The organism is Embleya sp. NPDC056575 (assembly GCF_042793325.1).
Lineage (GTDB): Bacteria > Actinomycetota > Actinomycetes > Streptomycetales > Streptomycetaceae > Embleya.
In genome coordinates, this window is sequence record NZ_JBHTVA010000003.1 from 49,308 (window position 1) to 73,482 (window position 24,175).

Annotated in this window: 16 protein-coding genes; 9 read left to right on the top strand and 7 right to left on the bottom strand. The window is 69.8% G+C overall.

The annotated features are described in order from the left end of the window. The first annotated feature begins 282 nt into the window (after window positions 1-282). The 4 genes from ACFRCG_RS02770 (at window position 283) to ACFRCG_RS02785 (ending at window position 5,439) form a co-directional block, all read left to right on the top strand. Window positions 283-603, top strand: a complete 321-nt coding sequence (locus ACFRCG_RS02770) for a carboxymuconolactone decarboxylase (RefSeq protein WP_380028037.1) — start codon at window positions 283-285, stop codon at window positions 601-603. Window positions 604-610: 7 nt separating this feature from the next. Beyond that, window positions 611-856 (top strand): hypothetical protein, encoded by a 246-nt coding sequence (locus ACFRCG_RS02775; RefSeq protein WP_380028039.1) that lies wholly within the window; start codon window positions 611-613, stop codon window positions 854-856. Between the two features lie 603 nt (window positions 857-1,459). Then, window positions 1,460-3,598 carry a flavin monoamine oxidase family protein gene (locus ACFRCG_RS02780; RefSeq protein WP_380028041.1) on the top strand — a complete coding sequence of 713 codons (2,139 nt, stop codon included), beginning with the start codon at window positions 1,460-1,462 and terminating at the stop codon, window positions 3,596-3,598. Continuing rightward, window positions 3,595-5,439, top strand: a complete 1,845-nt coding sequence (locus ACFRCG_RS02785; RefSeq protein ID WP_380028043.1) for an alpha-keto acid decarboxylase family protein — start codon at window positions 3,595-3,597, stop codon at window positions 5,437-5,439. Before ACFRCG_RS02780 ends, ACFRCG_RS02785 begins: the two co-directional genes overlap by 4 nt. 363 nt (window positions 5,440-5,802) lie before the next feature. On the opposite strand, the gene ACFRCG_RS02790 is transcribed toward ACFRCG_RS02785, so the two are convergent. Next, entirely contained in the window at window positions 5,803-6,993 is a 1,191-nt protein-coding gene (locus ACFRCG_RS02790) for a permease-like cell division protein FtsX (RefSeq protein WP_380028046.1), read from the bottom strand. 919 nt (window positions 6,994-7,912) lie between these two features. Here ACFRCG_RS02790 and ACFRCG_RS02795 point away from each other — a divergent pair. Continuing rightward, window positions 7,913-8,593: a hypothetical protein gene (locus ACFRCG_RS02795; RefSeq protein ID WP_380028435.1), complete on the top strand. Its 681-nt coding sequence runs from the start codon at window positions 7,913-7,915 to the stop codon at window positions 8,591-8,593. 196 nt (window positions 8,594-8,789) lie between these two features. Here the strand turns inward: ACFRCG_RS02795 and ACFRCG_RS02800 are convergent, their stop codons facing one another. Next, entirely contained in the window at window positions 8,790-9,140 is a 351-nt protein-coding gene (locus ACFRCG_RS02800) for a hypothetical protein (RefSeq protein WP_380028048.1), read from the bottom strand. A gap of 1,110 nt (window positions 9,141-10,250) precedes the next feature. Between ACFRCG_RS02800 and ACFRCG_RS02805 the strand changes: the two genes are divergently transcribed. Both ACFRCG_RS02805 and ACFRCG_RS02810 read left to right on the top strand, forming a co-directional pair. Further along, complete coding sequence (locus tag ACFRCG_RS02805; RefSeq protein ID WP_380028050.1) at window positions 10,251-11,183, top strand: IMP dehydrogenase; 933 nt, start codon at window positions 10,251-10,253, stop codon at window positions 11,181-11,183. 460 nt (window positions 11,184-11,643) lie between these two features. Then, entirely contained in the window at window positions 11,644-12,276 is a 633-nt protein-coding gene (locus ACFRCG_RS02810; protein ID WP_380028437.1) for a hypothetical protein, read from the top strand. Window positions 12,277-13,508: 1,232 nt separating this feature from the next. Here ACFRCG_RS02810 and ACFRCG_RS02815 read toward each other — a convergent pair. Further along, window positions 13,509-13,967, bottom strand: coding sequence for a DUF4279 domain-containing protein (locus ACFRCG_RS02815; protein ID WP_380028052.1), 459 nt, complete (start codon window positions 13,965-13,967; stop codon window positions 13,509-13,511). Window positions 13,968-14,373: 406 nt separating this feature from the next. Between ACFRCG_RS02815 and ACFRCG_RS02820 the strand changes: the two genes are divergently transcribed. Both ACFRCG_RS02820 and ACFRCG_RS02825 read left to right on the top strand, forming a co-directional pair. Further along, the gene (locus ACFRCG_RS02820) at window positions 14,374-15,069 is read left to right on the top strand and encodes a hypothetical protein (RefSeq protein ID WP_380028054.1); all 696 of its coding nucleotides are present in this window, start codon (window positions 14,374-14,376) and stop codon (window positions 15,067-15,069) included. A gap of 348 nt (window positions 15,070-15,417) precedes the next feature. Continuing rightward, window positions 15,418-15,648 (top strand): hypothetical protein, encoded by a 231-nt coding sequence (locus ACFRCG_RS02825; RefSeq protein WP_380028056.1) that lies wholly within the window; start codon window positions 15,418-15,420, stop codon window positions 15,646-15,648. Window positions 15,649-15,719: 71 nt separating this feature from the next. Here the strand turns inward: ACFRCG_RS02825 and ACFRCG_RS02830 are convergent, their stop codons facing one another. Genes ACFRCG_RS02830 through ACFRCG_RS02845 form a run of 4 tightly spaced genes read right to left on the bottom strand, consistent with a single transcriptional unit; the run spans window position 15,720 to window position 24,173 of the window. Continuing rightward, window positions 15,720-17,177, bottom strand: a complete 1,458-nt coding sequence (locus ACFRCG_RS02830) for a hypothetical protein (protein ID WP_380028058.1) — start codon at window positions 17,175-17,177, stop codon at window positions 15,720-15,722. Then, window positions 17,174-17,683: a hypothetical protein gene (locus ACFRCG_RS02835; protein WP_380028059.1), complete on the bottom strand. Its 510-nt coding sequence runs from the start codon at window positions 17,681-17,683 to the stop codon at window positions 17,174-17,176. Before ACFRCG_RS02835 ends, ACFRCG_RS02830 begins: the two co-directional genes overlap by 4 nt. Beyond that, window positions 17,680-21,912: a discoidin domain-containing protein gene (locus ACFRCG_RS02840; protein ID WP_380028060.1), complete on the bottom strand. Its 4,233-nt coding sequence runs from the start codon at window positions 21,910-21,912 to the stop codon at window positions 17,680-17,682. The genes ACFRCG_RS02835 and ACFRCG_RS02840 overlap by 4 nt, the downstream gene beginning before the upstream one ends. After that, window positions 21,909-24,173, bottom strand: coding sequence for a hypothetical protein (locus ACFRCG_RS02845; RefSeq protein WP_380028062.1), 2,265 nt, complete (start codon window positions 24,171-24,173; stop codon window positions 21,909-21,911). The genes ACFRCG_RS02840 and ACFRCG_RS02845 overlap by 4 nt, the downstream gene beginning before the upstream one ends. Window positions 24,174-24,175 lie beyond the last annotated feature (2 nt).

A 24,175-nucleotide genomic window follows, 5' to 3' on the forward strand; every position in this document is an offset into this window, starting at 1 on the left:
TCAGGTGAGCGGGATACGCGTTGGTCGCCACCCCGGTGGCCGGGAATCGACAGGTCGGCCGTCGTTACTCTCGCCCCCGGGCCCGGCGGCAGCGGTGGTGCCGTCCTCGCATGTGTCCCGCCGTCGGGACATCCCGTGCTTGCTCGGCGTCTCCGGCCGAGGTGCCTTCGGGAGCAGGCGGTCCTAGGCTCGAAGGGAGGCGAGAAGCCCGACACGTGTCGGCTCTCCCACGCGGGCGTGCGGCACACCTCGGGCATGAGAAACCAGCCGAGGAGGCTCGTCATGACCACCGCGCACGACACACCCGTCCTGGACACCCTGGCCGCCATGACCCTCGATTCGATGGAGCGATGCGGTCTGACACCGGAGGCCCTCATCCTCACCCGCATAGCCGCCCTCGTCGCGATGGACGCCCCTCCGCTGTCCTACGTGGCCCATTTCGAAGCCGGCGCGGCGACCGACCTGCAGCCGGAACAGGTCCAGGACGTCCTCGTGGCGATCGCACCCGTGGTCGGCACGGCCCGAGTGATGGCGGCGGCCGGTCACATCACCAAGGCTCTCGGGATCGAGATCACCGCCGCGGCCCACGAGTCCGAAGTCTGAACCGCGGTTGCACGCTTCGGGCGGCCGACGCGCCATCCCGCCCCGGCCGGCTCCTGGTACCCACCGCCGGACCGGACACACCGCGCTGCGGTTCTCCGGGGCCGCCGAACCCCGCCGCACGACGGCCGCCCCTGGCGCGGATCGTCACTCCGGCGAGTTCGCCGCAGTGACGATCCGCGCCGTCTTCGCCCAGTCCACCGCCGAACCGGTCCGCACCCAGCCGGACCACGTCGCCGGCACGGCTCAGCCGTGAGATCAAGCGCCGCAGCGACGTGGCCCAAATCCTCCCCCGACCCCGACCCGGACGCCCTTGAACGGTGACGCGCGGAATCGACGTGGCGCCGACTGAGCTGCCGGAGAAGGAAGCCGGAGTGACGAACCGTGCCGAACAGCATCCGGGTCGTGTCGCGGATGAGCCATTCGGTCAGGGAGGGCGTGACGGGGTCGCTGTTCGACGGGGAAACACGACGATCTAGATGTGGATCCGGCCCCGCAGAGGGGGAGGCGGCCGGGTTCGTGAGCCGCGGGGGCACCGGAGGAACCCGGGGCGCGGTGGCAAGGGCATGCAAGGCGCCGCGCGGGTTCGACCCCGGTCGTCGCGCACGCAGGGGCCCGGTCACAAGGCCGCGGCGGCCGACCGGTGGGTCGAAATCCTGTTCGGGATCGCTCGTCGCCAGGCGCGACGAGGGGCTGTCGAGTCCGTCGCCTCGGCATGCCGGGCAGGGCACAAAACTAATCAACTACACAATGTAGTTGGTATGCTACTCAGTGTAACGATTCGGGCTTGTTCGACGGTCCTCTCGTCTCGCCGGTGTCGCTACGCCCGCCCCACCCGATTCCAGTCCCAGGAAGCGCGATGAACAATTCGAACGGCCATTCCAACGGCCATTCCAACGGTCGAGTCAACGGCCAGGTCGACGGACACCCCTACGGTCGCGACACCGGCGTCGACCGCGCCGATCGGCAGACTTTCCGACAACTCGCCCGCGAGTTGCTGCTCATCGGCCCCGAACCCGCGAACGAAGATCTCAAACTGCGGTACCTCGACACCCTCATCGACAACGGCCTGCAACCGCCATCGGAGCGCAAACGTGTCCTGATCGTCGGCGCCGGCATCGCAGGCCTCGTCGCCGGCTCACTGCTCACCGAGGCCGGACACGACGTGACGATCCTGGAGGCCAATGCCAACCGGATTGGCGGCCGGATCAAGACCTTCCACACCAAGGAAGGCGAGCAGTCTCCCTTCACCGACCCCGCGCAGTACGCCGAGGCGGGCGCCATGCGGCTGCCCGACTTCCACCCACTGACCCTCGCGCTGATCGACAAACTAGGCCTGAAACGACGGCTGTTCCACAACGTCGACATCGATCCCGACACCGGGAACCAGGACGTTCGGGTCCCACCCGTGGTGTATCGCTCCTTCACCGGCGAAGCGTGGACCAACGGCCCCGCCAGTCCGGAGTTCCGCGAACCGGACAAGCTCAACCACACCTGGATCCGAACCAACCACGCCCAGGCCCGACGCGCGTTGTACGCCGAGCACCCACCCGTGCTGAACGAGGGCTTCAACCTCACCGGCCCCGAATCACGGCTGACCGTGGGCACCCTGGTCCACGACGCACTCGAACCGGTGCGTGACTACTACTCCGAACTGATCGACGGCGAGCGGGTCAACAAGCCGTTCGAGCAGTGGCTCGACGGCTGGGCCGACGTGATCCGCGACTTCGACGGCTTCTCGATGGGCCGCTTCCTGCGCGAGTACGCCGGATTCAGCGACGAGGCGATCGAGGCCATCGGCACCATCGAGAACATGACCTCGCGGCTGCACCTCGCGTTCTTCCACACCTTCCTGGGCCGCAGCGACATCAACCCCAAGGCCACGTACTGGGAGATCGAGGGCGGCAGCCGGATGCTCCCGGAAACCATCGCCAAGGACCTCGAGGGCCGGATCGTGATGGGCCAACGCATGGTCCGCCTCGAATACCGGGACCTCGATCGCGACGGCTCGGCCGGTGGCCGCGCCCAACGCGCGGGATCCACGGACGACGCGGTCGTCATCCAGACCGTGCCGGAGAACGCCCCATACGCCTCACCCGAGACCTGGACCGGCGACGTCGCGATCATCACGATCCCGTTCTCCAGCCTGCGCTTCACCCAGGTGACCCCGCCGTTCTCGTACAAGAAGCGCCGCGCCGTCATCGAGACGCACTACGACCAGGCCACCAAGGTCCTCCTCGAATTCTCGCGCCGTTGGTGGGAGTTCACCGAGGACCAGTGGAAGGACGAACTCGACGCCATCGACCCCGACCTGTACGACTACTACCGAAACCTCGGTGAGGACCCGGCCGAAGCCGCCGCCCCGGCCGGAGTGCGCAACCTGCCCACCGGGCTGCTCGGTGCCCACCCCAGCGTCGACGAGTCCCGGATCAGCGCCGAGCAGGTCGCCTACCACCGCAACACACCGCTGTCCGGCGCCGTCGTGCGGCCCGCCACCGGCACCTACGGCGGCGGTTCCACCACCGACAACCCGAACCGTTTCATGTACTACCCCTCCCACGCCATTCCCGGCAGCCCCGGCGGGGTCGTGCTCGCGAGCTACTCGTGGTCCGACGACGCCGCCCGTTGGGACTCGTTGGAGGACGTCGAACGCTACGGCTACGCGCTGCGCAACCTCCAATCCCTGCACGGGCGCCGCATCGAGGTGTTCTTCACCGGCGCCGGACAGACCCAGAGCTGGCTGCGCGATCCGTACGCGTTCGGCGAGGCCGCCGTGTACACGCCGCACCAGATGACCAGCTTCCACCTCGACGTGGTCCGACCCGAGGGCCCCATCCACTTCGCGGGCGAACACGTCTCGCTCAAGCACGCGTGGATCGAGGGCGCCGTCGAGACCGCCGTACGCGCCGCGATCGCGGTCAACGGCGTACCCACGCCTGCCCGAACCGCCGCCGCCGAACCGGCCGACCGCACCCGCGAGAAGGTGACCACGTCATGACCACCGAGACCTGCACAGTCGCCGAATACCTCGGCATTCGACTCCAACAGCTCGGCATCAAGCACCTGTTCGGTGTACCGGGCGACTTTCTCGGTGCGTTCCTGAGCACTCTGCACGCCAAGACCGATGTGCGCTGGGTGGGCAATCCCAACGAGATCGGTGCGGGCTACGCGGCCGACGCCTACGCGCGGGTGACCTCCGCCGACCGTGACATCACACTCGGCGAACAGGGCATCGGCGCGGTCGCGGTCACCTACGGCGTCGGCGCCTACAGTGTGCTCAACCCCATCGGCGGGGCCTACGCCGAATACGTGCCGGTGATCGCGATCAACGCCGCGCCCTCATACGAACAGTGGCTCAATCAGCAGGCCATCGGCCTGCTCACGTCGCACATGAGCCAGCGCCCGGAAAGCAACCTCGACGTCTACCGACAGGTCACCGTCGACGCCCAGGCGATTTCCAACCCCGGCTTGGCGCCGATGCAGATCGACGGCGCCATCACCGCGTGCCTGACCCACCGTCGGCCGGTCTATCTGGAAGTCATGGCGGACGTGTGGTCGGCCCCCTGCCCGGCCCCGCAAGGGCGCCTGACCAGGCGCGAACGGCCGTTCACCGCGGCGAACCAGCGCATGCTCGACAGGGCCGTGGCCGCCACCGTCGAGTTGATCCGCACCCTGGGCACGCCGATCCTGTGGGCCGGTGAGGAGGTCGACCGCTTCCGACTGTCCGACGAACTCACCGCACTGGTGCACGACACCCGCATCCCGTTCTGCACCACGGTCGGCGCCAAGTCGGTGGTGTCCGAGGAGACTCCCGGCTTCTCCGGCGTCTACAACGGCAAGGCCAGCCTTCCCGAGGTGTACGAGGTCTTCCAGGCCGCCGGCTGCCGAATCGGCCTCGGCTCGTGGGCCACCTCGAAGAACCTCGGCGGTGAACGCTCGATCGGCGACGACTGGGTCGTCGCCGCGCACGATGGAGTGAGCGTCGGGGCCTCCTACTTCCCCGAGGTACAACTCGCCCGGTTCATCCCGGCGCTGCGCGAGGCGCTGCTCCACGAGTTCGGGGCCGGTTCGTTCGCCGCCGACTACTTCGCGCAGGCGAACCTCGCGGGTCTCGACGTCCCCGACAGCACGGCGGCCTTCCTGGCCGGGCTGGTCGGCGGGGACTACCCGGAGAACCTGACGTACGACAGCCTCTTCCGGCAGATCAACGCCTTCCTGGAGGAGCAGACCGTCGGACCGCCCGGGGCCCGCGTCAATCCGTACACCGTGGTCTCCGACGCGGCGTTCGCACTGATCGCCTCGATGAATCTGCACATGGCCGAACGGGCCTCGTACGTGGCGCAGAACAGCTGGTTGGCCATCGGGTACTCGGTCGGCGCGACCACCGGTGTGGCCCTGGCCAGGCAACAAGCCGAGAAGCGTCCGCTGGTGTTCGTGGGCGACGGCTCGTTCCAGGAGACCTGCCAAGAGCTGTCCACCCAGGTACGGATGGGGCTGCGCCCGGTCGTCTTCGTGTTGGACAACGAGGGCTTCTACGGCATCGAGCAGATGCTCTTGCACCCGTGCTACTACGACGGGAACCAGCGGTCCGACGGCGCCGAGCACTACAACAACCTGCACGTGTGGCAGTACGACCGACTCGCCGACGTGTTCGGCTCCGAGAAGGAGCCGATGACGGGTACGCGGATCCGGACCCACGCCGACCTCGGCGAGCTCCTGACCAAGATCGGCGACCCGGACCACCCGATCAACCGGGGGCCGATCCTGGTTCGGGTGCTGCTCGACCGGCACGACTATCCGAGAGCGATGCAGTACAAGATCGACGAGAACTGCCTTTAGAAGTCCACCACTCGGCACCTCACGCGAACGAACGACCCCGCGCACCGCGCGGGTCGTTCGTTCGCGAAGTCGAGCATCCCAGGCGTCCCGCGCGGCCCAGGCGCTCCGCGGCGGCTCGGCGTGGCGCCCGCGCCTTCACGACATCTCGCGGAGGCGACGGGCGCACTCGTGGGCGTTCGTCGCCTTTGGGGAGCGGTCCGCGCACGCCGATGGCGCCCACCCGGCCAAGGCGCCGCTCCCCGCCGGGACGACGCGCGGCGGTACGTTTCAGTCACCTGCATAGCGTCCCGGGCCGTGTCCGCATCGAGTACCCGATTTCCCCCGGAGCCGTTCTTCGCCTGACGGTTTGTGCCGAATGAACTGTCACCTGCTCCCGCCCAAGTCGGCCACTGCGTGTCGGAGGTGTTCCGCCGCGCGGCGGGTGAGTCGGTCCGAGGTGGTGGGGTCGAGGCCGGCGTCGGCGGGGAGCGTGACGGTGGCGAGGTTGGGCCCGATGCGGACGAAGATCGAGTCGACGGTCCTGGCGGTGCCGCTCTGGTTGGTGGCGATGCGCATGCCGAGTGTTTCGTCCCCGACGGTGGGGGCGGCGACGGCACGAAAACGTGCGGTGGCACCCGCCCACGGCACCGGCAGATCCGCGCAGCCGGTCAACATGGCGCGGGTCTTGGCCAACTGAAGCGCGGCACCGTTGCCTTCGTATGCCTGGACGGTGGCGACCAGTCGGATTCCGGCCGCATTCTCGAAGGTTCGCTGTGCGCCGAGGAGGACGACGATCGGGCCGGTCGGGGCACCTGCCAGGGCGTGGTCGCACCCGGCGTCGCCGCTGACGCCCGAGTACGGCGCGGCGGCCGGCTTGGGCCCGGTGTCGGTCGGGGCGCCCGCGGTCCAGCCGGTGCCGACGTCGTCCACGGTCAACACGGCGCGTCTGGCCTGCTCGGGGGTCAGCGCGGCCGTGGCGGTGGTGGGAGGGCCGGAGGCGGTGTGCTTCATGGTCGAGGCAACTCCCGGGCGTTGCTCGAACGCGGAGGCCACCGTCGTGATGGTGCCGGGGTCCTTGAGTTTGACGCGGAAGGACTCCGGGAGTTGCTCGGCCGTCATGACGTCGAGAAGGAGGGGGTTGGCGGCGTTCTGCGCGCGAAACAACTCCCACGCCTGTCTCCGGTCCTCGAAGTACACGTGCTTGACCTGCGGCATGGCTTTGAGGGCGGCGAGGATCTCCTCGCGTTGGGGGTTGGTGACGGCGCCGTTCGAGCAGCCGCCCGTCTTCGGGTCGGAGGCCTGGCACAGGAACACCGCCAGGTCCACCTTCCCGGCCCAGAAGTCGACGCCCGGCGGCAGATTGTCCGTGTCCCAGGAGGGAGCCTCCTCGTCCGCGCTCTCGGAGCCGGGCCCAGCCGACCCCGCAGCCGCCACCGAAGGGGCCGCCTTCGGCGGCTGCGGGCGGGCCTTGGCGCCGTCGCCGCCGGAGCAGGCGGCAGCCGTCGTGATCGTCAGGATCACGGCCGCGCACCGGACGGCGATCCCGCCCGTGCGGGACGTGTCTCGCTTGCCCATCTCATCCCCCCGATGTGAACGTGTCTGGCACCGAGCGTAGTTGCCATGTCTCTCACGGGATCCGACCCGCCCTCGTGGGTGTCCGACGGGTCGGACGTCCGCCGCGACCGCACGTTGTTCCGGATGATCCGGCGTCGTGTTCGGAGGCACGGGCGACCAGGCTGGATCATGGCCGGGGACGGTGGGGATGGCGTGTTTCTTACTGAAGGCCCGAGATCTACCGTTTACGGCTCGCGAGAGGTCCAGTGTCCTGCGTCGCCGAGCGCCTTCGCCCACACGGGGATCGACAACGGACCGAAAGGTTGGCACATGCACGACGACGGCTACGACCAACGGCCCAAACCCTTGCGGACCATCGCGAAATGTGGCAAATGGCATGCTTCGGGGAGGCCGACGGTGGACGTGGCTTCGTCCTCCGGGACGTGTCCCCGGCCGGATCTCCCGGGATCGTCGACCGGCGTGGAGAGCGGGAAGCGGCGCTCCGGCTGTCTCATCGTCACCCGCGCGGCCACGTCTCGCAGATCAGGGACCCCGCGCAGTGGTGAGGAGACGAAGTCCTCGCGCCCGGCCCGCAGGCAGCCGACGGGTGTGCCCGGCGGCAGGCGCAGGACGGCGACGATGTCGGCGAGGTTCGATCATTCGTGTGAAGGGGTCCACGAACTCGTCGCGTAGCCAGCCAATCCCGGCTGCGGCGCCGGTGGCCGCGGTGCGCGACCAGGCGGGGACGGCATCGCCCGGGGGTGCGACAGGACTTCCACGGTTGCGGTTCGTCAGTTGCTGTGTCGAACCGGGCCGCCCGACGACCTGGTGGGCTCGCGTATTGCGTCGCGAGTTGACCGACCGTGCTGCCGCCCCGCCAGTGAGCGGAACGGCTTTGGGGGAGATTCCGGGTGCCAGGGGCATCCGGTTGGATGGGCACGTGACTGTCCATGACGTAGCTCGCCTGCTCCCTTCGATCGCCGATTTGCGGAACCTGTGCCGTTCACTGGCGATGCTCGATGCGATCTTGAGCCCGGATCCGGAAGGGCGGTACCACTCCTTCAATGCGGGCTGGGCCGATGGCGAGGCGATGGCGTCGATGCACAACGGGTCGGGGGACGAGTACTCCATCGTGTTCTCGGCGGTCGGGGCCTGTGTTCGCGGCTTCGACCACGAGGCACCGATGAGCCCGTATACCAACGATGGCGAGCCCTGGCCGGGAGTGATCGACGAGGTTCCGGAGGTCTTCAAGCCGTTCGTCGAGGAACCTGCGTTCACCGACGAGGACGACGTCCCCGTCGTGACGGCTTGCCTGTGGCGGGAGTCGACGGATGATCGGTGGCGACACGGCGCGATCGACTTCCCCGCCGGGTCTTCCGACCCCGACGGGGCGACGCGTCTGTTCGAACTCCTGGTCGACCGTTCGCCGGAAGCGTTCCAGCGCTTCGCCGAGGACTACCACGAGGTTCCCGTGGACCTGGGAGCGGTGCGCGACGTGTATGCCTCGCGACCGCTGACCCACAAGCTCGTGTCGTGGCTGAACGTGGAGGTCTCACTCGCAGACCTGGCCGAGGACATCACGGAGATCGACTACCCGCGGCCGGGCCGGGACGAGATGTGAGCTTCAGCCGTCGTTGAGGCGATGGGGGAGTTCAGCCGCATGGTGACCATGGGTTGTCGCCGGCGGCGTACCGGCTTCGGGTCCGCTTTCTCCGAGCCTGCTTCGAGCCGTTTGCCGACTTCATCACCCTCGAACCGACTCACCGCCGTTGAGGGCCAAGCCGGCGTCGCCCGACTCGTCGAACTGCTCCCACCGGTCAACGGACCACACAGATCACCGGCATCGGCAGGCGCCAGTCTCCCACGAGGTCGACGAGCAGCCGGCGGGACGACGTGCGGACCTCGATCCATCCCGAGTCGGCGAGCAAGGCCTCGCGAGCCCAACGCTCGACGTTCTCCCGGCCGCTCATTTCCTCGAACAGCACATCGATTCCGCGGAGTTCGGCCACGACATCCCCATCGAGGCGCTCTGCCTCCACGAGACTCGGGACGAGACGATGGGCATGATCGAAGTCCAAGGCCAAGTCGTCCGGTCCCACGCAATACTTGTCCAGCCAGGCAAGCTGGTCGGCGTAATCCGCGGCGAGCGTTGTCAACGACTCGATCAACAGTCGCCACGAGAAGGAGACATCGGGATTTCGCACAACGCATCATCGCACCGAATCGAGATCACAATCGGAGTGAACTCGACTCCCGACGACTTCGATCGAGCCCGACCCACCGAGCACCTTCATTCGTGCATCGTGGAGCAGATGGACGCGCCGACAGCGCGTAGCCCGCGCCTGCCGGATCTTCGTGCCCGAGGCCGCATCGCGTGAGCATGAGCATCAACACCCGATGACCGGCGCCTCCAGCCCACGCTCCGCGCACCGCTGCAACCAGAGGGGGCCCGGCGGATGTCGCTCGTCCCTCCCGGCAAACCGGATCCCGGCCGTGCGTCCGCCGCCCGCATCACCGCCGCCGGCGCGACCGCGACCGCAGTCTCGTCGACTGTCTCCGAGCGGACCGACCGCCGCATCGACGCAGGCTCCGCGCCTCCCGGCAACGTCGCCGGGGATCGAGAGCGGTGCACACCCGGTGCCGGGCGAAGATCCACGTGGTCTCCCCATTCGGCGATCGCGGGGGTAGTCTCGGGCGCCCGATCGGCGCCGCCGCAGTGTTGCCCGAGTGGAGCGTGCTGGACCGCGCCGGCTGCGATCTCCACGCCCTGACCACCGACGTGTTCGTCGCCCACGAGGTCGGACACACCCTGGTCATTGACGCCCCGATGCGCAACCTTCTCGGACGCACCGGCCGGGACCCCGACCGCGCCGGACGCGCATCGGTGAAGTGCGTGACCGTTGGCACGCGGGGCGAACTCCCTTACGGACGAACGGGTATACCCCTCGACACGACGCGCGGGCGCGCCGGGCCCGGGTAGGATCACGCCACCGCTGCGACCGTCCGCAAGCGCTCGATTCCGCTGCGCAGATACGTCCGGCGCCCGCCGCACGGCCACGCCCCAACATCCGATCGCACCGGACCGCGCCCTGCCACAGCCGCGCCGGTCACCCCGCGATCGGACCGAACGCCCGCCGGCCCCCGCGTAGTCAGAAATGGAACACCGTTGAAGATCCTTCCCGAGGTCTCGCGCACCCTGAGCGAGTACCTGCTCCCGCCGAACCTGACTGACCACCGAGGACTGCACCCCCGCCAACGTCGACCTGACCACACCGATCGTGCGCCACCGCGTCGGGGGAGCCCTCGCCGATCAGGATCGCCACCCCCTGGTCAGCGCGATCATGGAGGCCGTGTCCTCGCCCCGCCTCGCCGTCGCTTTGGCGCGCACCGGCGGCATGGCGTTCATCCACCAGAACCAGGACATCGCCTCCCAAGCCGCCGACGTCGCCGCCGTCAAAGGCCACAAAGCCGGATTCCGCCGCGCCGAACTGCACATCGCGCCCACCGCAACCCTCGGCGACGTCACCGCTCTCACCTGCGGCTTCGCCCAGGATTTGCGCGCCGACTACGAGAGCGCCACCCGCTTCCGCCACGAAAGCATCGACACGGACAAGCGCTTCCGCGTCGGCGCGGGCATCAACTCCCGTGACCACATCGACCGCGTCCCCGCCCTCGTCGACGCCGGCGCCGGGAACGTCGTGGACGCCCGGGCGTTCCGCTACCTGGCCGACGCCGGCGCCGCCTGGGTCAAGGTCGGCATCGGCGGCGGCTCCATTTGCACCACCCGCGAGAGCAGGGGATTCGGCCGCGGCCAGGCCTCCGCCCTCATCGACGTCGCCCGCGTACGCGACACCTACGCCGAACAGACCGGGGTGTACGTGCCGCTGTGCTGCGACGGCGGCCTGCTGAGCGACTACCACATGGCCATCGCCCTGGCCCTCGGCGCGGACTTCGTCATGCTCGGCCGCTACTTCGCCCGCTTCGACGAAAGCCCCAACCGCCGCGTCCGCATCGGCGGTCGGCTCCTCAAGGAATACTGGGGCGAAGGCTCCGCCCGCGCCCGCAACATCGCCCGCTACGAACAAGGCGGCGACGACATCGCCTTCGAGGAAGGCGTCGACGGCTACGTCCCCTACGCCGGAAGCCTCCAGGAGACCGTCCCCGATCACCGTCGCCAAACCCAAGGCTACGCTGCAAGAAGGCCCGTTTGAGGTGCTTGGCTGTCGTCGGCGTCGCGCGGTCCAGGCAAGCAAAGATTTTCAGTGCTTCGGTAGTTCGCAGCCAAGATATCCACGACCGTGTCGAATATCCCTGCACGGCGATGCCTTGTGTGGGTCGCTCAACGTCATCCGCGTCGTCACGCGGCCAGGTTGGGTGCGGGTCGATGCCTCACACAGTCGAAACGACCGAACGGATTCGGATGAAGGGTCGCTGACCGATCACCCGTCCGGGAGTCGCTGCGGCAACCCACACCGCCGTACGTCGGTTCGGAATCGCCGCCGGCATCGTCCTTGCGGGCTCCGGTGGCGGCGTGGTGTCGGCCTACATGGGTAACTGCTCGAGGCGGTACCACCGAAGGTGCCCGGTTCCCTTGCCCGAGAGACGAGGATGCTCGACGTAATCGGGAGGCGATACGAGCGGGGAGGCGGGACACTTCGCCGAGTGATCACGATGCAGCCGGTCCTGGAGGTCCACACCCCTGACGGCTTCGACCTCTGGCCTGTCGCCGGGATCGAGCCGTTCGGCTTCCTGCCTCTCGGCGGTGAGCTCTCACCCGCCGAGGTCGGAACGGCCGTGATGCGCATCGCGGGTTGCAACGACATCGACCCCGACGGTGATCGCCCGCCTCGTCCAGGCGACGCACTCGGTTCGTTCCTGCACGGACTGCTGACCTTCGAGTACCTCTTCGCGGCCGGTGGCCTGCGGGTCACCGACGACTCCACGGGTGTCGTCTTTCTGCCCGGCTGCTGCGACGGACTGGAGGACTGGCGCGACTGGCACCGGCTCGTCGACGATGGCAGCCCGCTCGGCTTCGGTCACGACCCCGTGTCACCGCTTGCGGAGCGCTTCGGCGACACCGTCCGACTCACCGTCGACGCCGAGCAGAACGACAGCCCGGTGATCGAACTGTCCGCCGCCGAACTCAGCCACCTGCTCGCCGGTGCGGAACGCGACCTGACCGACTTCCTGGCCCTGGCAGCCGACTGGGCCTCCAGGCACCTGCCCCGCCACCGCGATCCCGTCACAGCCGCCCTCGCTCGCGTTCTCGGCCTTCCCGCGCCGGCGATTCCTCCGAAGCCGTAGGACGGCGGGCCAAGGCTTCGACGGCGGAGAAGCGGGTGGGGCCGGGATTGTCATCGTGTTACACATGATGAGTGTATTTGTGGTACCCCCCAGAGCACTTCGGTAGCTCTGGCAAGATTTTCGTAGCCGGAGATCATCCCGAGATGATGGTCTGCCGGGTTGCCGGTGGGAACCTCTGACTGTGTTCTGTCGAACTGTCGGAATTGATACCGAACTTGGCCGACGTCCCGGTGACCTCGACTGATCTCACGGGTCCTGTGATCGGGACCCATGCCCGTACGAACTCCCATGTCGCGGCGGCCTGTACGGGGTGTGGTGCGCCAAGCGAGTGGAGCCACTGCCGCTACGTACGTCACCTCGCAGATGCCGCAGTCGGGGGACGGCCCGTGCGGATCGACCTGAGTGTGCGCCGTCTGTACTGCGAGAATCCGGCCTGCCCGAAGGTGACATTCGCCGAACAGGTGCCGGGGTTGACCGAGCGCTACCAACGGCGGACTCCGCTGCTGCAGCGCGTGGTCGAGGAGGTCGGAAACCGACGAAGCGGCGACAACGGCGGACACACGCGCCGGTCGCCACGCACGGCGGCTGTTCGAAGCCGTGCGCGCGGCCACCGACACCGGTCGCTCCCACGGCAGCGTGGCCCGCGAACGCGGCCTGGACCGCCGCACGGTGCGCAAGTACGCCCGCGCCCGCATCTGGCAGGAGGTCGTGCGTCGGCCACCCCGGCGCCCGTCCTTACTGGACCCATACCTCGACTACCTGCACCAACGCTGGGTTGAAACTCCAGAAACGCATCATGGCGGGACGCGCCGGCACCCGCGCCCGCGCCGAACAGCAAGGCGTCGACTGACCCACCGCCCGCACCACTCGACGCTATCCGGAGTTGGCGTTCCCGAGTTCGACCGCCGACACGGCCATGTCCCGCAGGCGCTCGTTGCACTCGATCGCGCCGCCCTCGTCATCGATCGACGGCAGGACCTTCTCAACGGTCGCGACGCAGCTGAGAAGGTCCTGCAGCGCTCCTGGTCAAGAGGTGCCGAGACTCTGCTACTACACGAACACGCCCCCGGCACCCTGCCCGACCCGCCGCTTCCTGCACCGACGAGCCGGGGCGGCATGGTCGGCGCCTTGTCCCACCAGATCTGGTGCTAACGGTCCGGTATAGCCCCGCTTTTCCGGCCCGGAGTGGCCCCGCTTCCGGTCTGTGGTGGCCCCGCTTTGAAAGGGCGGGGTCAGTCGTCGCTGGGCGTCACGTCGTATTCGCCGACATCCAGATCTGCGCCGGTTGCGGCCAGGAAGTCCACCACCGCGCGGTCCAGGCGCCAGCCGAAGAGGTTCGTGTCGTCCGGCGAGCCGGAGGGCTGCTCGTCATGCCGGTTGAAGAAGCGCTCGACCTGGAGAATCGTGCCCCCGGGGCCTTCCTCGGTTGCGAGACGGGTAGTCAGATTGGTGAGCGCCTCCAAGCGGGGTCGGAGCCTGCCGATGACCTGGTGGATCTGCTCGTCGACGGACAGGCCGGGCTCGCAGCAGCGAATCTTCCAGCAGTGACAGAACGGGGTGATGGGAGGTGAGGTTGGCAGGCTCCCCCGCACCGTGACCTCGTCCGGTTCCACGCCAAGCAGCTGGGTGATCTCGTCGGCGGTGGTGCCCACGCTGGCGATCGCAAAGTAGACGTACTGAGTCAACGACACCCGCGGAGATTACCGACGCAGCCGCACGGCCGCCTGACTCTTTCGTCGCCTGCTGCCTGGCTTTGGTCTGCGCGAGGCGATAGGACTCGGTGCCGGTCTCGATGAAGGTGGTCCGACCAGGTCAACCGGCGTCCTTCGGACTGGCTTCGTTGGGACAGGACACCCGGTCTCGGGCGATCCGGTCCGGTTCGCTCCCGGTTTTCGAAGATCCGGTCGGTTGGGCTGCTGTCGGTAGGGGATGGCAGGTTGCGTCGATGAGTCACGACCTTGCTGTGTGGGAGGGCGAGCGGCCGGCAGACAAATGCCGCTGCGGCCAAGTGCTTTGCCGACGGTGGCCGGATCCCACGGAGACGGAACAGCAGATCGTGCGAGGGGGCGTGCAGCGCGAGCGCCGTCGTGTCGGTGGGTGCTGGTTATGGTGGTGGTTGTGGAGACTCCTGGTTCGCCGTTGCCGATTCGCGCGTGCTGGCTCTCGTGGATTGCCGTGCACGGGGCAGGCCAAGCCGAGTTGGCGGCGCTGCTCGGGCTCACGGGCGTCCGCGAGACGACGTGGGCGGAGGGCGCGGATCTTGTCGACGACGTGGCGCACAGCGGCGAGGAGCGATTCTCGACCGTCGTGATCCCTCCGCCGATCAACGCGTGGACGCTGGTGATCGGGGCCTGGGTCGGGCTTCCGTATCTTGAGCGCACCGCGTATGTCACCGAGCTCTGCCGGCAGTTGAGCGCCGAGTTCGGGCGAGCCCATGCATACTTCCACAGCGAGCAGAACGACGGCGAGGCATGGCTGATCGCCGAAGATGGCCGGGTGGTCAGGCGGTGGATCGCCGAGTATCCGGGCCTCGCGCTCGGCGAGCCGTTCGGCGTCGAGCGCCGACTGCTGGACGAGTTCGGGATCCCCGGCAGGCCCGAGGACCTCGACCCCGAAGATGACCGGGCGAGCAGTTGGGGTGCCTCCTGGGGCGAGTGCTGGGCGCCGGTCGTCGCGGCGGAGTCGAGCATCGATCCGCGGCAGATCGGGCCTGAGACCGCGGCGCCCGGGGTGGTGCTCGTGGCCGACACGCCGCTGCCCGATGGGCAGTCTGAGGGAATGGCGCCGTCCTGAGACAGCCGCCGACTGACACGTCGTGAGACAACTGCTCCCGTCGTCCGGTCCGTCCTGGGCGGCGAATTGCCGGCGCAGGCGTTTGCGGGCCCGTTTGAGCAGGTCCCGGGCCCGTTGGTCGCTCACGCCCGGGAACGCTCCCGTCTCGGCCGAGGTCAGACCGTCCATCCTCAGGGTTACGGCGATCCTCTCCTTCTCCTGCCGAAGCAGACCCGCCAATGTGGCCACGATCGATCCGACGTCGCCCGCCGCTGCGCCGCACGAGGTGCCGCGTGGGTGGCGCCTTTCGCCGGTTCCGCGTGGTCGAGGAGGGCCAGGAGGCGGTCTCGGTCGACCTTGCCGCTGTCGGTGGGAGACGGGCCGGCCGCCTATCGGTCGGCGGACCTGCCGCGCCGGAGCGGACCACGACGCCTGTGGGACGAGGTCGAGACCGCCTGGCGCTGGTGGGACGGCCGACAACGCTCCACCGTCCACGACTTCGGCCTCACCGCCACCATCGCCGATACGGCCGCAGTCGAGCAACTGGTCTGGTATCGCGACCGAGACCGGCGGACGGTCATCGAGAGGCAACACGCGTGACCGCACGCTGCCTTCCGTGGCCCGCCGATTCATTCCGGCGGGCCCTGCCACGTCGCCCCGCTCCGGGGGAGTCAGGACTCGGGATCGGCGGTTGCCGTCTCCTTCTCCTGTTTGACCTCCACGGATTGTTGGGCGTTCTCGGCGGCCTCTTCGGACGAGAGGGTTGAAGCTACGTGGTAAGTCTTCCAGTCGGAATTCCGGTAGAGGGTCCTGGAGGTTTCGGCGGGCACGAACTCCTGCGACGAACCGGCCACATCCTCCTCGAGGTACCTGTTCGTGTGGCTGACGAAACGCAATGTGTCACCGGCCCGAAGCACCCGGTGGCCGCCTGCGGTGATGTTGCCGGTAGCCGTGATGTTGCCGGTCGTGCTGATCGAACCCGATGTCTGGCTGATGCTGTTCTCGACCGTGAAGGCGCCGTTGATCGTGGACTTGACCTTGATGACGGCGAGGGTGCCGTAGACGTTCATGTTGGCCGTGTCCTTGATGTCCAGGCGGCCCGTCTTGAGCCAGATGTATCCGTTGGCGCCGGGGTCGACGGTGACGTTGCCCTTGGCTGTGATGGTGCTGTTCGTGGTGAGCGGGCCGTTGGCGGTGAGTTCGCCCGTGGTTGCCGCCGGGCCGGCCTTCGCGGTGAGGGCGCCGAAGACGGTGATCTGGCCGCCGTTCTGCGGGATGGTCAGCCCGGCCTTGCCCTCGAGTGCCAGGGTGTTCTTGACGGCGATGGTGCCGGCGGTGGTCGGGGCCGCCACGCTGGTGACGGCGATGTCCGGGGTGTTGACCTTGATGTATGTGGTGAGGTAGCGGACTTCGTTGCCCATCTTGGCTTCGAGGGTGAAGCTGGAGTCGTCGACCAGGGCCACCGGGGAGGTCCAACTGCCGTTGCTCGCCGGGGCGGAGCCCTGGGTGCCGTCCGGCTTTCGGTAGTACATGGTGTACGTCGCGTGTGGGGTGCCGTCCCACAGGAGGGTGGCCTTGGTGTTGCGGGCGATGGCGACGGTGGCCGGTCGGAAGCTGTGCAGGTAGAACGAGTCGTCGCGCTTGCGCACTTCGCCTCGACCCTCACGCTCCTCGAAGCGGCCGGTGGCTCCGGTGGTCGACGTCGATTCCTCCCAGACGATGTCGACCGGGCCGACTCCGCCGTTGACCTCGATGCCCCACAACTCCAGGACGACGCTCCAGGTTCCGTCGAACGCGGCGGGCTCGTCCGGCGGCGGCGAACACGTGAAGATCACCTGGTTCGGGTCGCGGGTGTCGCGGTCCACGGTCCACTGCCGCTTTCCGGCGGGGACGGTCAACTCGTACTTGATCAGCCCCGGTTCGCTGGTCAGCGCGGATGCCTGACGGCCGGTCGGGATTCGGACCTTGAACCACTTGCAGTGCACGGGCCAGGTGCCGCCCGACTTCACCTTGCCGTAGGTGAGGGTCAGTTTGGCGTACTCCGGTTTGGCGAACGTCGAGACGTTCGGCGTCCCCGGCTCGGGCACCATGGCGGGCGGGAGCAGCATGGGAAGGGCGGCGGTGGTCACGGCTCTCCAACTCTCTCGGACGGCGTGGCGGTGGCGGTGCTGAGAGTGGTGTTCCCGGCGCGGCGCTGCGGGGGGCCGTCACCCGGCGCGGTGTCCTCGGTGATCCGGCTCAGGGTGCCGAGCGGGGTGCTGATGTCGAGGATGAGGGTGAGGGTCCAACTGCCGTCGAAACCGGCCGGTTCGGCGGGGGTGAGGGTGAGGAGGGTGGTGGTCGGGTCGGTGGTGCCGGTTTCGACCAGCCACTGTCGGCCGCGCCCGGGGCCGCGTCGCACGTCCAGTCGGGTGCGCAGGATCACGGGTTCGCCGGTCCGTACGACCGTGTCGTGGGCGGTCGGGAGCGCGAGGGCGATCCGCGCGCACCGCACCGGCCAGGCGGTGCGGCCTTCCGGGTCGTCGCCGACGGTGAGCCGGACACGGTGGAGGGCCGTCTCCTCGGGTCCGGTGGCCGGCGCCGGGGTGTGCTCCAGGCGGTACGGGAGCAGCAGCGCCGAATCGGGGCTGGTCACGAAGCACTTCCTTCCTCGACCGGGGCAACCGGGGCAACCGGGGCAACCGGTGCGGCCGTCGGGGTCTCCGTCGGAGCCGGCGAACCCCCGCCGCCCGCCGCCGCAGCGCGCCTGCGCACCGACCCGGCCGGTTGCAGTTGGAGGTAGCCCGAACGAGCCACCGGCAAGGGCGCGTCGGGGTGGGACAACGGGTCCGCGTTGTGGATGACGTGCTCGTCCCAGTCCGGCAGTGCCGCGCCGTCGGCCGTGCCGTCCACCACGATCGGCTCGGCCCAGGTCCACTCGCCGTGCCAGGCGGCGGGACGGGGCATCACGAGGGAGCTGTCCGGCGGCTCGGCCCGCACGCCGAACTCCCGGACCGCATACGGCTCGTCGGCAACGCCGGTGTACCGCAGCCGCAGGAAGCGCACGGCGAGCGGGGGTTCCACATCGTGGTGGATCTCCGCCATCCGGCCGTAGCCCCGCAACACGGTCCACTGCTCGCCATCCGCCGATGCCTCCAGTTCGGTCGCCGCCGGAATACCACTGCCGTCGGCCCTGCCGAGGAGGATGTCGACGCCCTCCACCGCCCGTCCCACGTGCAGGTCGAGGCCGACCCAGTCGCCGGCGACCGGCGGTTCGACGCTCTCGTAGGAGGTACTCGGGTCGCCGTCGGCCATCGCGGCGGCGGGATGCCCGGCACCGGCCTCGGCGGAGGCCGAGGCGGTGGGCGGGCCGAAGCGGTCGGGGGCGAGCAGGGGGTTGAGCCGGAAAGAGGCGCGGATCCGGGCCAGGGCCCGATGCGTGGTGTCGGCGTCCACCCCGACCTCGGCGACGGGCAGGATGTCGGTGGTGGCGTGCACGGCGGTGTGCGGGCAGGCCAGCAGGGTCAGGTGGTGGGTGGCGGGACGATCGGCGGGCCGAGCCGGCACGGTGAGGTGGGCGCCGGTGTCGATCGCCGTGACGTACGTGTTGGCCGGACCGTTCGGGTCGACGGCGTGGAAGCGGTGGTACCGGGTGCGCAGGTCGTGGTCGTCGGCGGCGAAGTAGCCGATGAGCCCGTCGGAGAGCCGGTCGGGATCGCCCAGCCGTACGGTCCAGCGATAGTCCGGGTAGTCGCGATGGTCGGGGTACTCACCCGCGTCGGGGTAGGGCTCGCCCGCCGGCACGAGCGCACGTTTCCAACTCGGGTCGCTCAGCGGCTCACCCATCAGATCCAGGTTGAGCCGGGCCCGGACGAGTGCGATGGGGCGACCGATCAACCGCGCCGGGGACCGGTCCTCGTCGGGCGCGGGCTCGACGATGTGGTCGAGCGCGGTGTCGATCGTCTCGGTCAGTGCCTCGAACGCCGCCGGCTCGTGGCCGAGCAGGCCACGCGCGAAGGCCGCGAGGTGCGGGTAGGCGGCGGCGAAGTCGTCGTCGTCCGGGTGCCGGAACGGCGCGTGCGGAAGCGTATTCCAAGCAGTGGTACGGATGTTGTCGACGTCGCGGACCACCCGCAGTTCACCCAACGGCTCCCCGTCGGGGCCGTAGGCCAGGAGGGTCCGGTCGAGGTGGTTGACCAGCAGCCATCCGGCCACCGGCGTCTCGGCGCCGGCCGATCCCGCGACCTCGACGGCCCCGGTTCCGGCCCCATCCACCTCCGCGGGCGGCTCGTCGACCCGCAGCGGCACGGGATCCAGCCGCACCCGGGCCGGTTGTGCGATCCGGGGCGGCAGTTGCACGAAGCGCTGCGGGCCGGGCGGGTCGAGGAACAGATCGCGATCCGGCACCACGCTCTCCGCCCGCACGAGCGGAAAGTGGATGGGCTGGCTGCCGACCGGCTGCACCAGCGAGCACACCCGGCCGAAGCGGTCGACGACGATCAGTTCGATGAAGTGGAACTGGCCGGCCCGTACCGGCTGGAAACGCCGCGTGCCATGACCCTCCGCTCCGTCGGGGACGTGGTTGGTCTCCCCGGCCAGGGCCAGGACGGACGCGTCGGTGACGGCCTGGGCGGCGCCGTCCTGCTGGAGGAGCCAGTCGTGGAAGCCGTCGAGGCTCTGGGAGAGCACATCCATCGTCTCCAACTCCTCGCGCATGGCCAGCAGTTGCCGGGCCGGCTCCGGCGGCGCGTGGCCGGCGAGTCGGCGCGCCTGCTCGCGCAGTACGTAGCGGGTGGAGGGGGTGACGAAGGCACGCGCGCCGAAGGCGGTCCACCGTCGGCCGCCGTCCCCGTCGCCCTCGGCCGCGTTCGTACCCCTCCAGCGGTAGCGGTGGATGTCGGGTTCGGGGTCGCCGTCGCGACCGGGGCCGAACTCCCAGTTGAGGGTGGCGTCCGGACTCCGGTACGGGGTGGCGCAATACTTGACCTCCCACTGGAGGTAGAGCGGCAGCCACGGTTGCCGCCACACCCCGGTGTATTCGGGCCACGGACCCACGGAGTTGGCGTCCGGGTCGGCGACGACGGCGTCCAGCGCCGTGCGCGCGGGCTCGCCACCGGTCGCCGGGGTGCGTACGGCCCGGTCGAGCAGCGCGAACTCCGCCACCAACGCCCTGATCCCGCCCGGCACTTCGGGGGTGTTGACGGGCAGCAGCGGGGTGCCGGAGACGTCCGCCCAAGTGCCGTTGATCTTCACCCGGGTCAGCAGCCGCGACGGCAGCCGGCACGGCAGCGGGTCGTCCTCGTCCCGGCCGAGCGGTTGTGACGTACCCGAGCCGGTGAGCGCGAGGACGGGGTCGGCGGGGCTGTGGAAGCTCTGCCGAGGTGTGCGCTTCAGCTCCGACTCGGCGGGCAGTTCGCGGGTTTCCGCGTAGCGATCGATCGCGGCCTGGAGCGCTTCGGGAGTGAGCCCGTGCGGGACCTTGGGCGCGAGCCGTTCGACTTCGGCCCGGCAGTCCGTCACCCGCGTGCCGGCGTCCCGGATCCGCGCGTCCCAGGCGGTCTCGTCGAGGTCGAAGTCGAGCGGGCGGCGGTTCTCGGGCAGGTGGCGCAACCACCACAGGCGCCAGAGCCGCCACTGCGCGGCGGCGAGGTCGTGGCCGGCCCGGTCGTAGTCGTCCTGGTCGCCGTTGAGATCCGCGATCCAGTCCGGTTGCGCGGGCGGCGGGGCCTGGTTGTCGGCCTGTCCGCCGGGTCGGTTGACCACCTGCCAGCGCGCGCCGCCGTCGTGTCCGCTGAACCACGACCGGCGGGTGATCTCGTCCAGGGAGACCTTCCCGTCGGGGTGGTCGAGTTCGTCGGGGTTGCCGTGAAACAGGGCGCGGACCCGGTCGGCGAGGTCGGTGTCGCCGGTCGGCCGCGCGGCGAGCGCGGCGACGGCATCGGCGATGCTGTGGCCGATGGCGACGTTGACGCTTCCGCTCGCGGGCCGGTCGGACTCGGGGTGTCCACCCTCGCGGTCCCAGGGGATGCCGAGGGCGGTACCGACGTACCGGGTGCGGGTGATCGTGCTCGGCATGCCGTCGGGCGCGGCCCAGCCCAGCGCCCGGAGCACGTCCGCCGGGTCGTCGGGGTCGGCGTCGGGGGGCAGCAGGCCGGCGATGTCGCGGGCGGTGGCGAGGATGTCGGCGTCGTCCCGGCTGTACCAGCCGATCACCTGGTAGCTCACGGTGCACGGCGGTGGGTGGTTGTCGTTGGCCTTCAGGTCGGCGAGGGTGTCGTGGAAGAGGAACACGTTCTCGTGGTACGGCGCGAACGCCGCGAACGCGGGCAGTCCACTGCCGATGGCGGTGAGGAACAGCGGCCGGGCGGCCGGCTCGCGCCAGGGCCCCTCGCTCAGCGCATGCACCCGACCGATGTAGTCGGCGCGAGGCCGCTCCATGGGCGACGCCGGGTCCACGAACGGGGTGAAGGCGGACTCGACGGGCCCGCCGTCGGCCTTCTCCAGGTAGTCGGAGTGGACCAGGAACCCGGCTGCCTTCAGCGTGCCGCGCACCTCGGCATAACGCACCACGAGCCAACGGTTCGGCACCAGCGGGAACTTGCTGACACCGGTGGCGGCGTCGATCACGCCGGTGCTCAGCGCCTCGGGCAACTGCCACTGGACATGGATGCCCTCTTCGGGGTTGCCCTCGGCGTACTGGACGGGCGGTTCGGCGTTGCTGCGGAACTCCTCGGCGAAGGTCCACGGGTAGCGCGGGCTCCAGCGACGAAAGTCGTCGTACGCGGCCACGTCACGCGTGGCGAGGAGCGCGTGGACCTCGACGGGGACGATCAGGTCGGTGTCGGCCGTCGAGGCGCTGCCGGTCGTCGGATCGGTGTCGGTCATCGGGCGCTCTCCCGTTCCGGCGCGGGGTCGAGGGTCAGGCGTTGCTCGACGGGGGCGTTGACGAGTTGCAGGGCGAACTCGCCCGGCGCGAGGTCGCGCAGCGCGGGGTCGAGCCCGGCGGCGAGCGCGGGTACCAGGCCCCGGTCGCCGCGCAAGGCGAGCACCTGCGGGACGTCGCCCTCGTACGGCAGGCGCAGGTGGCGGGTGAGCAGGCCGCCCTCGGCGGGGTAGTTGCGGCGCAGCGGGTGGCCGAGGTTGTCGCCGGGCCGGTGGTCGCGCAGGTTGATCACGCTGTTGTCGCCGGCCCCCGCCTTGCTGTCGATGCCGAAGTGGATGCCCTGGCCGGGTTCGCGGATGACGATCTCGTCGGGCACGGCGTCCAGGAGCACCAGCAGGGTGTCGGGGGCGAGGTGGTCGCGGCGCAGTTCGCCGACGTCGGCGCCGGCGATGCTCGCGATGAGGTCGAACACCGGCCAGGCTTGCACGAGTTCGGAGCGGATCAGCAGTCCGGCGCGGCCGGCCCGCCCGGTGCGGGTGCGGGTGCGGCGCCGGTCGACGGCGGCGGTGAGCGCGGTGTCGACGAGGGCGTCGAGGGAGCTGTGTACGCCGACGTCGCGCGCGCCCGCGAGCAGTGCCTCGATCCAGTTCTCGTCGATGCGGAAGAGCCGGATCGATTCCGGGGGGAGCATCGCGGGGTGTGGGACGAGGTAGTTGAACGGTACGCGGCGCAGCAGGGTCAGTTCGTCCAGCCAGGCCGGCAGCGTGGGGCTGTGTCGTTCGGCGGCGGCGGTCAGGGCCACCGTCGCGGCTTCGGCCGCGAGTGCGGCGCGGGCGCCCTGCCGGGTCGGGCGGTTACGCCGTCGCCGCGTCGGCGTCGGGGCCGCCCGGTCGGGCGTGGCCGGCGGGCGGCCGAGTGCGTCGAGCAGGCGGGCGGCGAAGCCGGGATCGGCCAACTCGCGCAGGGTCCGCCCGTCCGGGTCGCCGTCGGCGAGCGCCCCGCCGGCCGCGGCTCGGGCCATCACGGTCGCCGCGGTGTTGGCGAGTTCGCGCCGCGCGCGGGTGATCTCCTCGCTGTAGTCGGGGTCGCTCAGCGCCAGGGTGCGGCCGAGGGTCCAAGCGGCGGCGTAGGAGACGTCGAACAGGCCGTGTTCGGGTTCGTAGATCAACGCGTGGTCGGCGGTGGTCTTGGGCGTGTCCCGGGCGAAGTCGCGGGTCTCGGCGGCGATCACGGGGACGAACGGGCCGCGGTACCAGCCGTATGTGGTCTCCCCGGACAGCAGCCGGTACGGCAACGGGGTGTAGCCCAGGTGGAGTCGGCGGCGGGTGTAGTCCTCGGCGTCCCCGGTGGACCGGGCCGCGACCTCGCCGTTCGGGCGCAGGCGCAGCGCCAGGTTCTCCCGGTCGGTGCGGGCGGGTGCGACGAGGTTGCCCAGCAGCGCGGCGGCGTCGCGGGTGCCGGCCGGGTCGCTGGTGAACGTCCACGAGTGCAGCACGCACAGCCGCACGAACCGGATACCGGCGCCCAGTCGGCCGGGGTCGAGCTTGCCGTCGAAGCCCTCCAGGGAGACCAGGTGCGCGGTGTAGGTGCCGGTGTGCCGGGGGAGTCGGTTGGCGGCCAGGACGGCGTATCGACCCTCGGTCGGGATCTCGCCGTCGTCGAGGAGTCGCGGCTTGGTGGCGACGTCGCGGACGTGGGCGAGGTAGTGCAGTTCCTCCTCGCGCGGTACGAGCGCGGTGAACAGCGCTGCGGGCACGTCGATGCTCTGGCAGCGACTCGCCGCGACGCCCGGGGTGATGCCCTCGTCGCTGAGGTCGGGGCCGAGGATGCCGGCGCCGGGGTCGCGCAGTTCGGCGATGGTACGGGTGGTGGTGCGGCCCATTCCCTCGGGGTCGTCGGGCAGTTCGCCCGCCCGGAAGACCATCAGCGCCGGCCACGGCGCGTGTTCGGGTACGGCGCGGCCCTTGGTCAGCCGTTCCCAGGGCAGGATGGAGCGGTCCAGCGTGATGTGCGGCAGGGTACGGCGGAAGTCGCCCGCGGCGCCCTCGGCGGGGTAGTGGGCGTGCACGGAAGCCGGGTCGAGCACGAACCGGACCGCGCGGATCTCGAACTGCCGCGTGGTGGTCGGGATGGCCGGGTTCGCGTCGACCCGGTTGCCGTCCTTGGTCAGGTGGTGCTCCGCCGTGAGTGTGTAGACGCCGGCGGGGGCGAGCGGGCGACGGTAGTCGTGGAAGGCGACGAGGAGGTCTTCGGTACCGCTCAACG

Excerpts from the sequence above, each read along its gene's own strand:
- ACFRCG_RS02780 (WP_380028041.1), top strand. The coding sequence starts at position 1,460 with ATGAACAATTCGAACGGCCATTCCAACGGCCATTCCAACGGTCGAGTC.
- ACFRCG_RS02770 (WP_380028037.1), top strand. The coding sequence starts at position 283 with ATGACCACCGCGCACGACACACCCGTCCTGGACACCCTGGCCGCCATG.
- ACFRCG_RS02840 (WP_380028060.1), bottom strand. The coding sequence starts at position 21,912 with ATGACCGACACCGATCCGACGACCGGCAGCGCCTCGACGGCCGACACC.
- ACFRCG_RS02790 (WP_380028046.1), bottom strand. The coding sequence starts at position 6,993 with ATGGGCAAGCGAGACACGTCCCGCACGGGCGGGATCGCCGTCCGGTGC.
- ACFRCG_RS02810 (WP_380028437.1), top strand. The coding sequence starts at position 11,644 with ATGCAGCCGGTCCTGGAGGTCCACACCCCTGACGGCTTCGACCTCTGG.
- ACFRCG_RS02785 (WP_380028043.1), top strand. The coding sequence starts at position 3,595 with ATGACCACCGAGACCTGCACAGTCGCCGAATACCTCGGCATTCGACTC.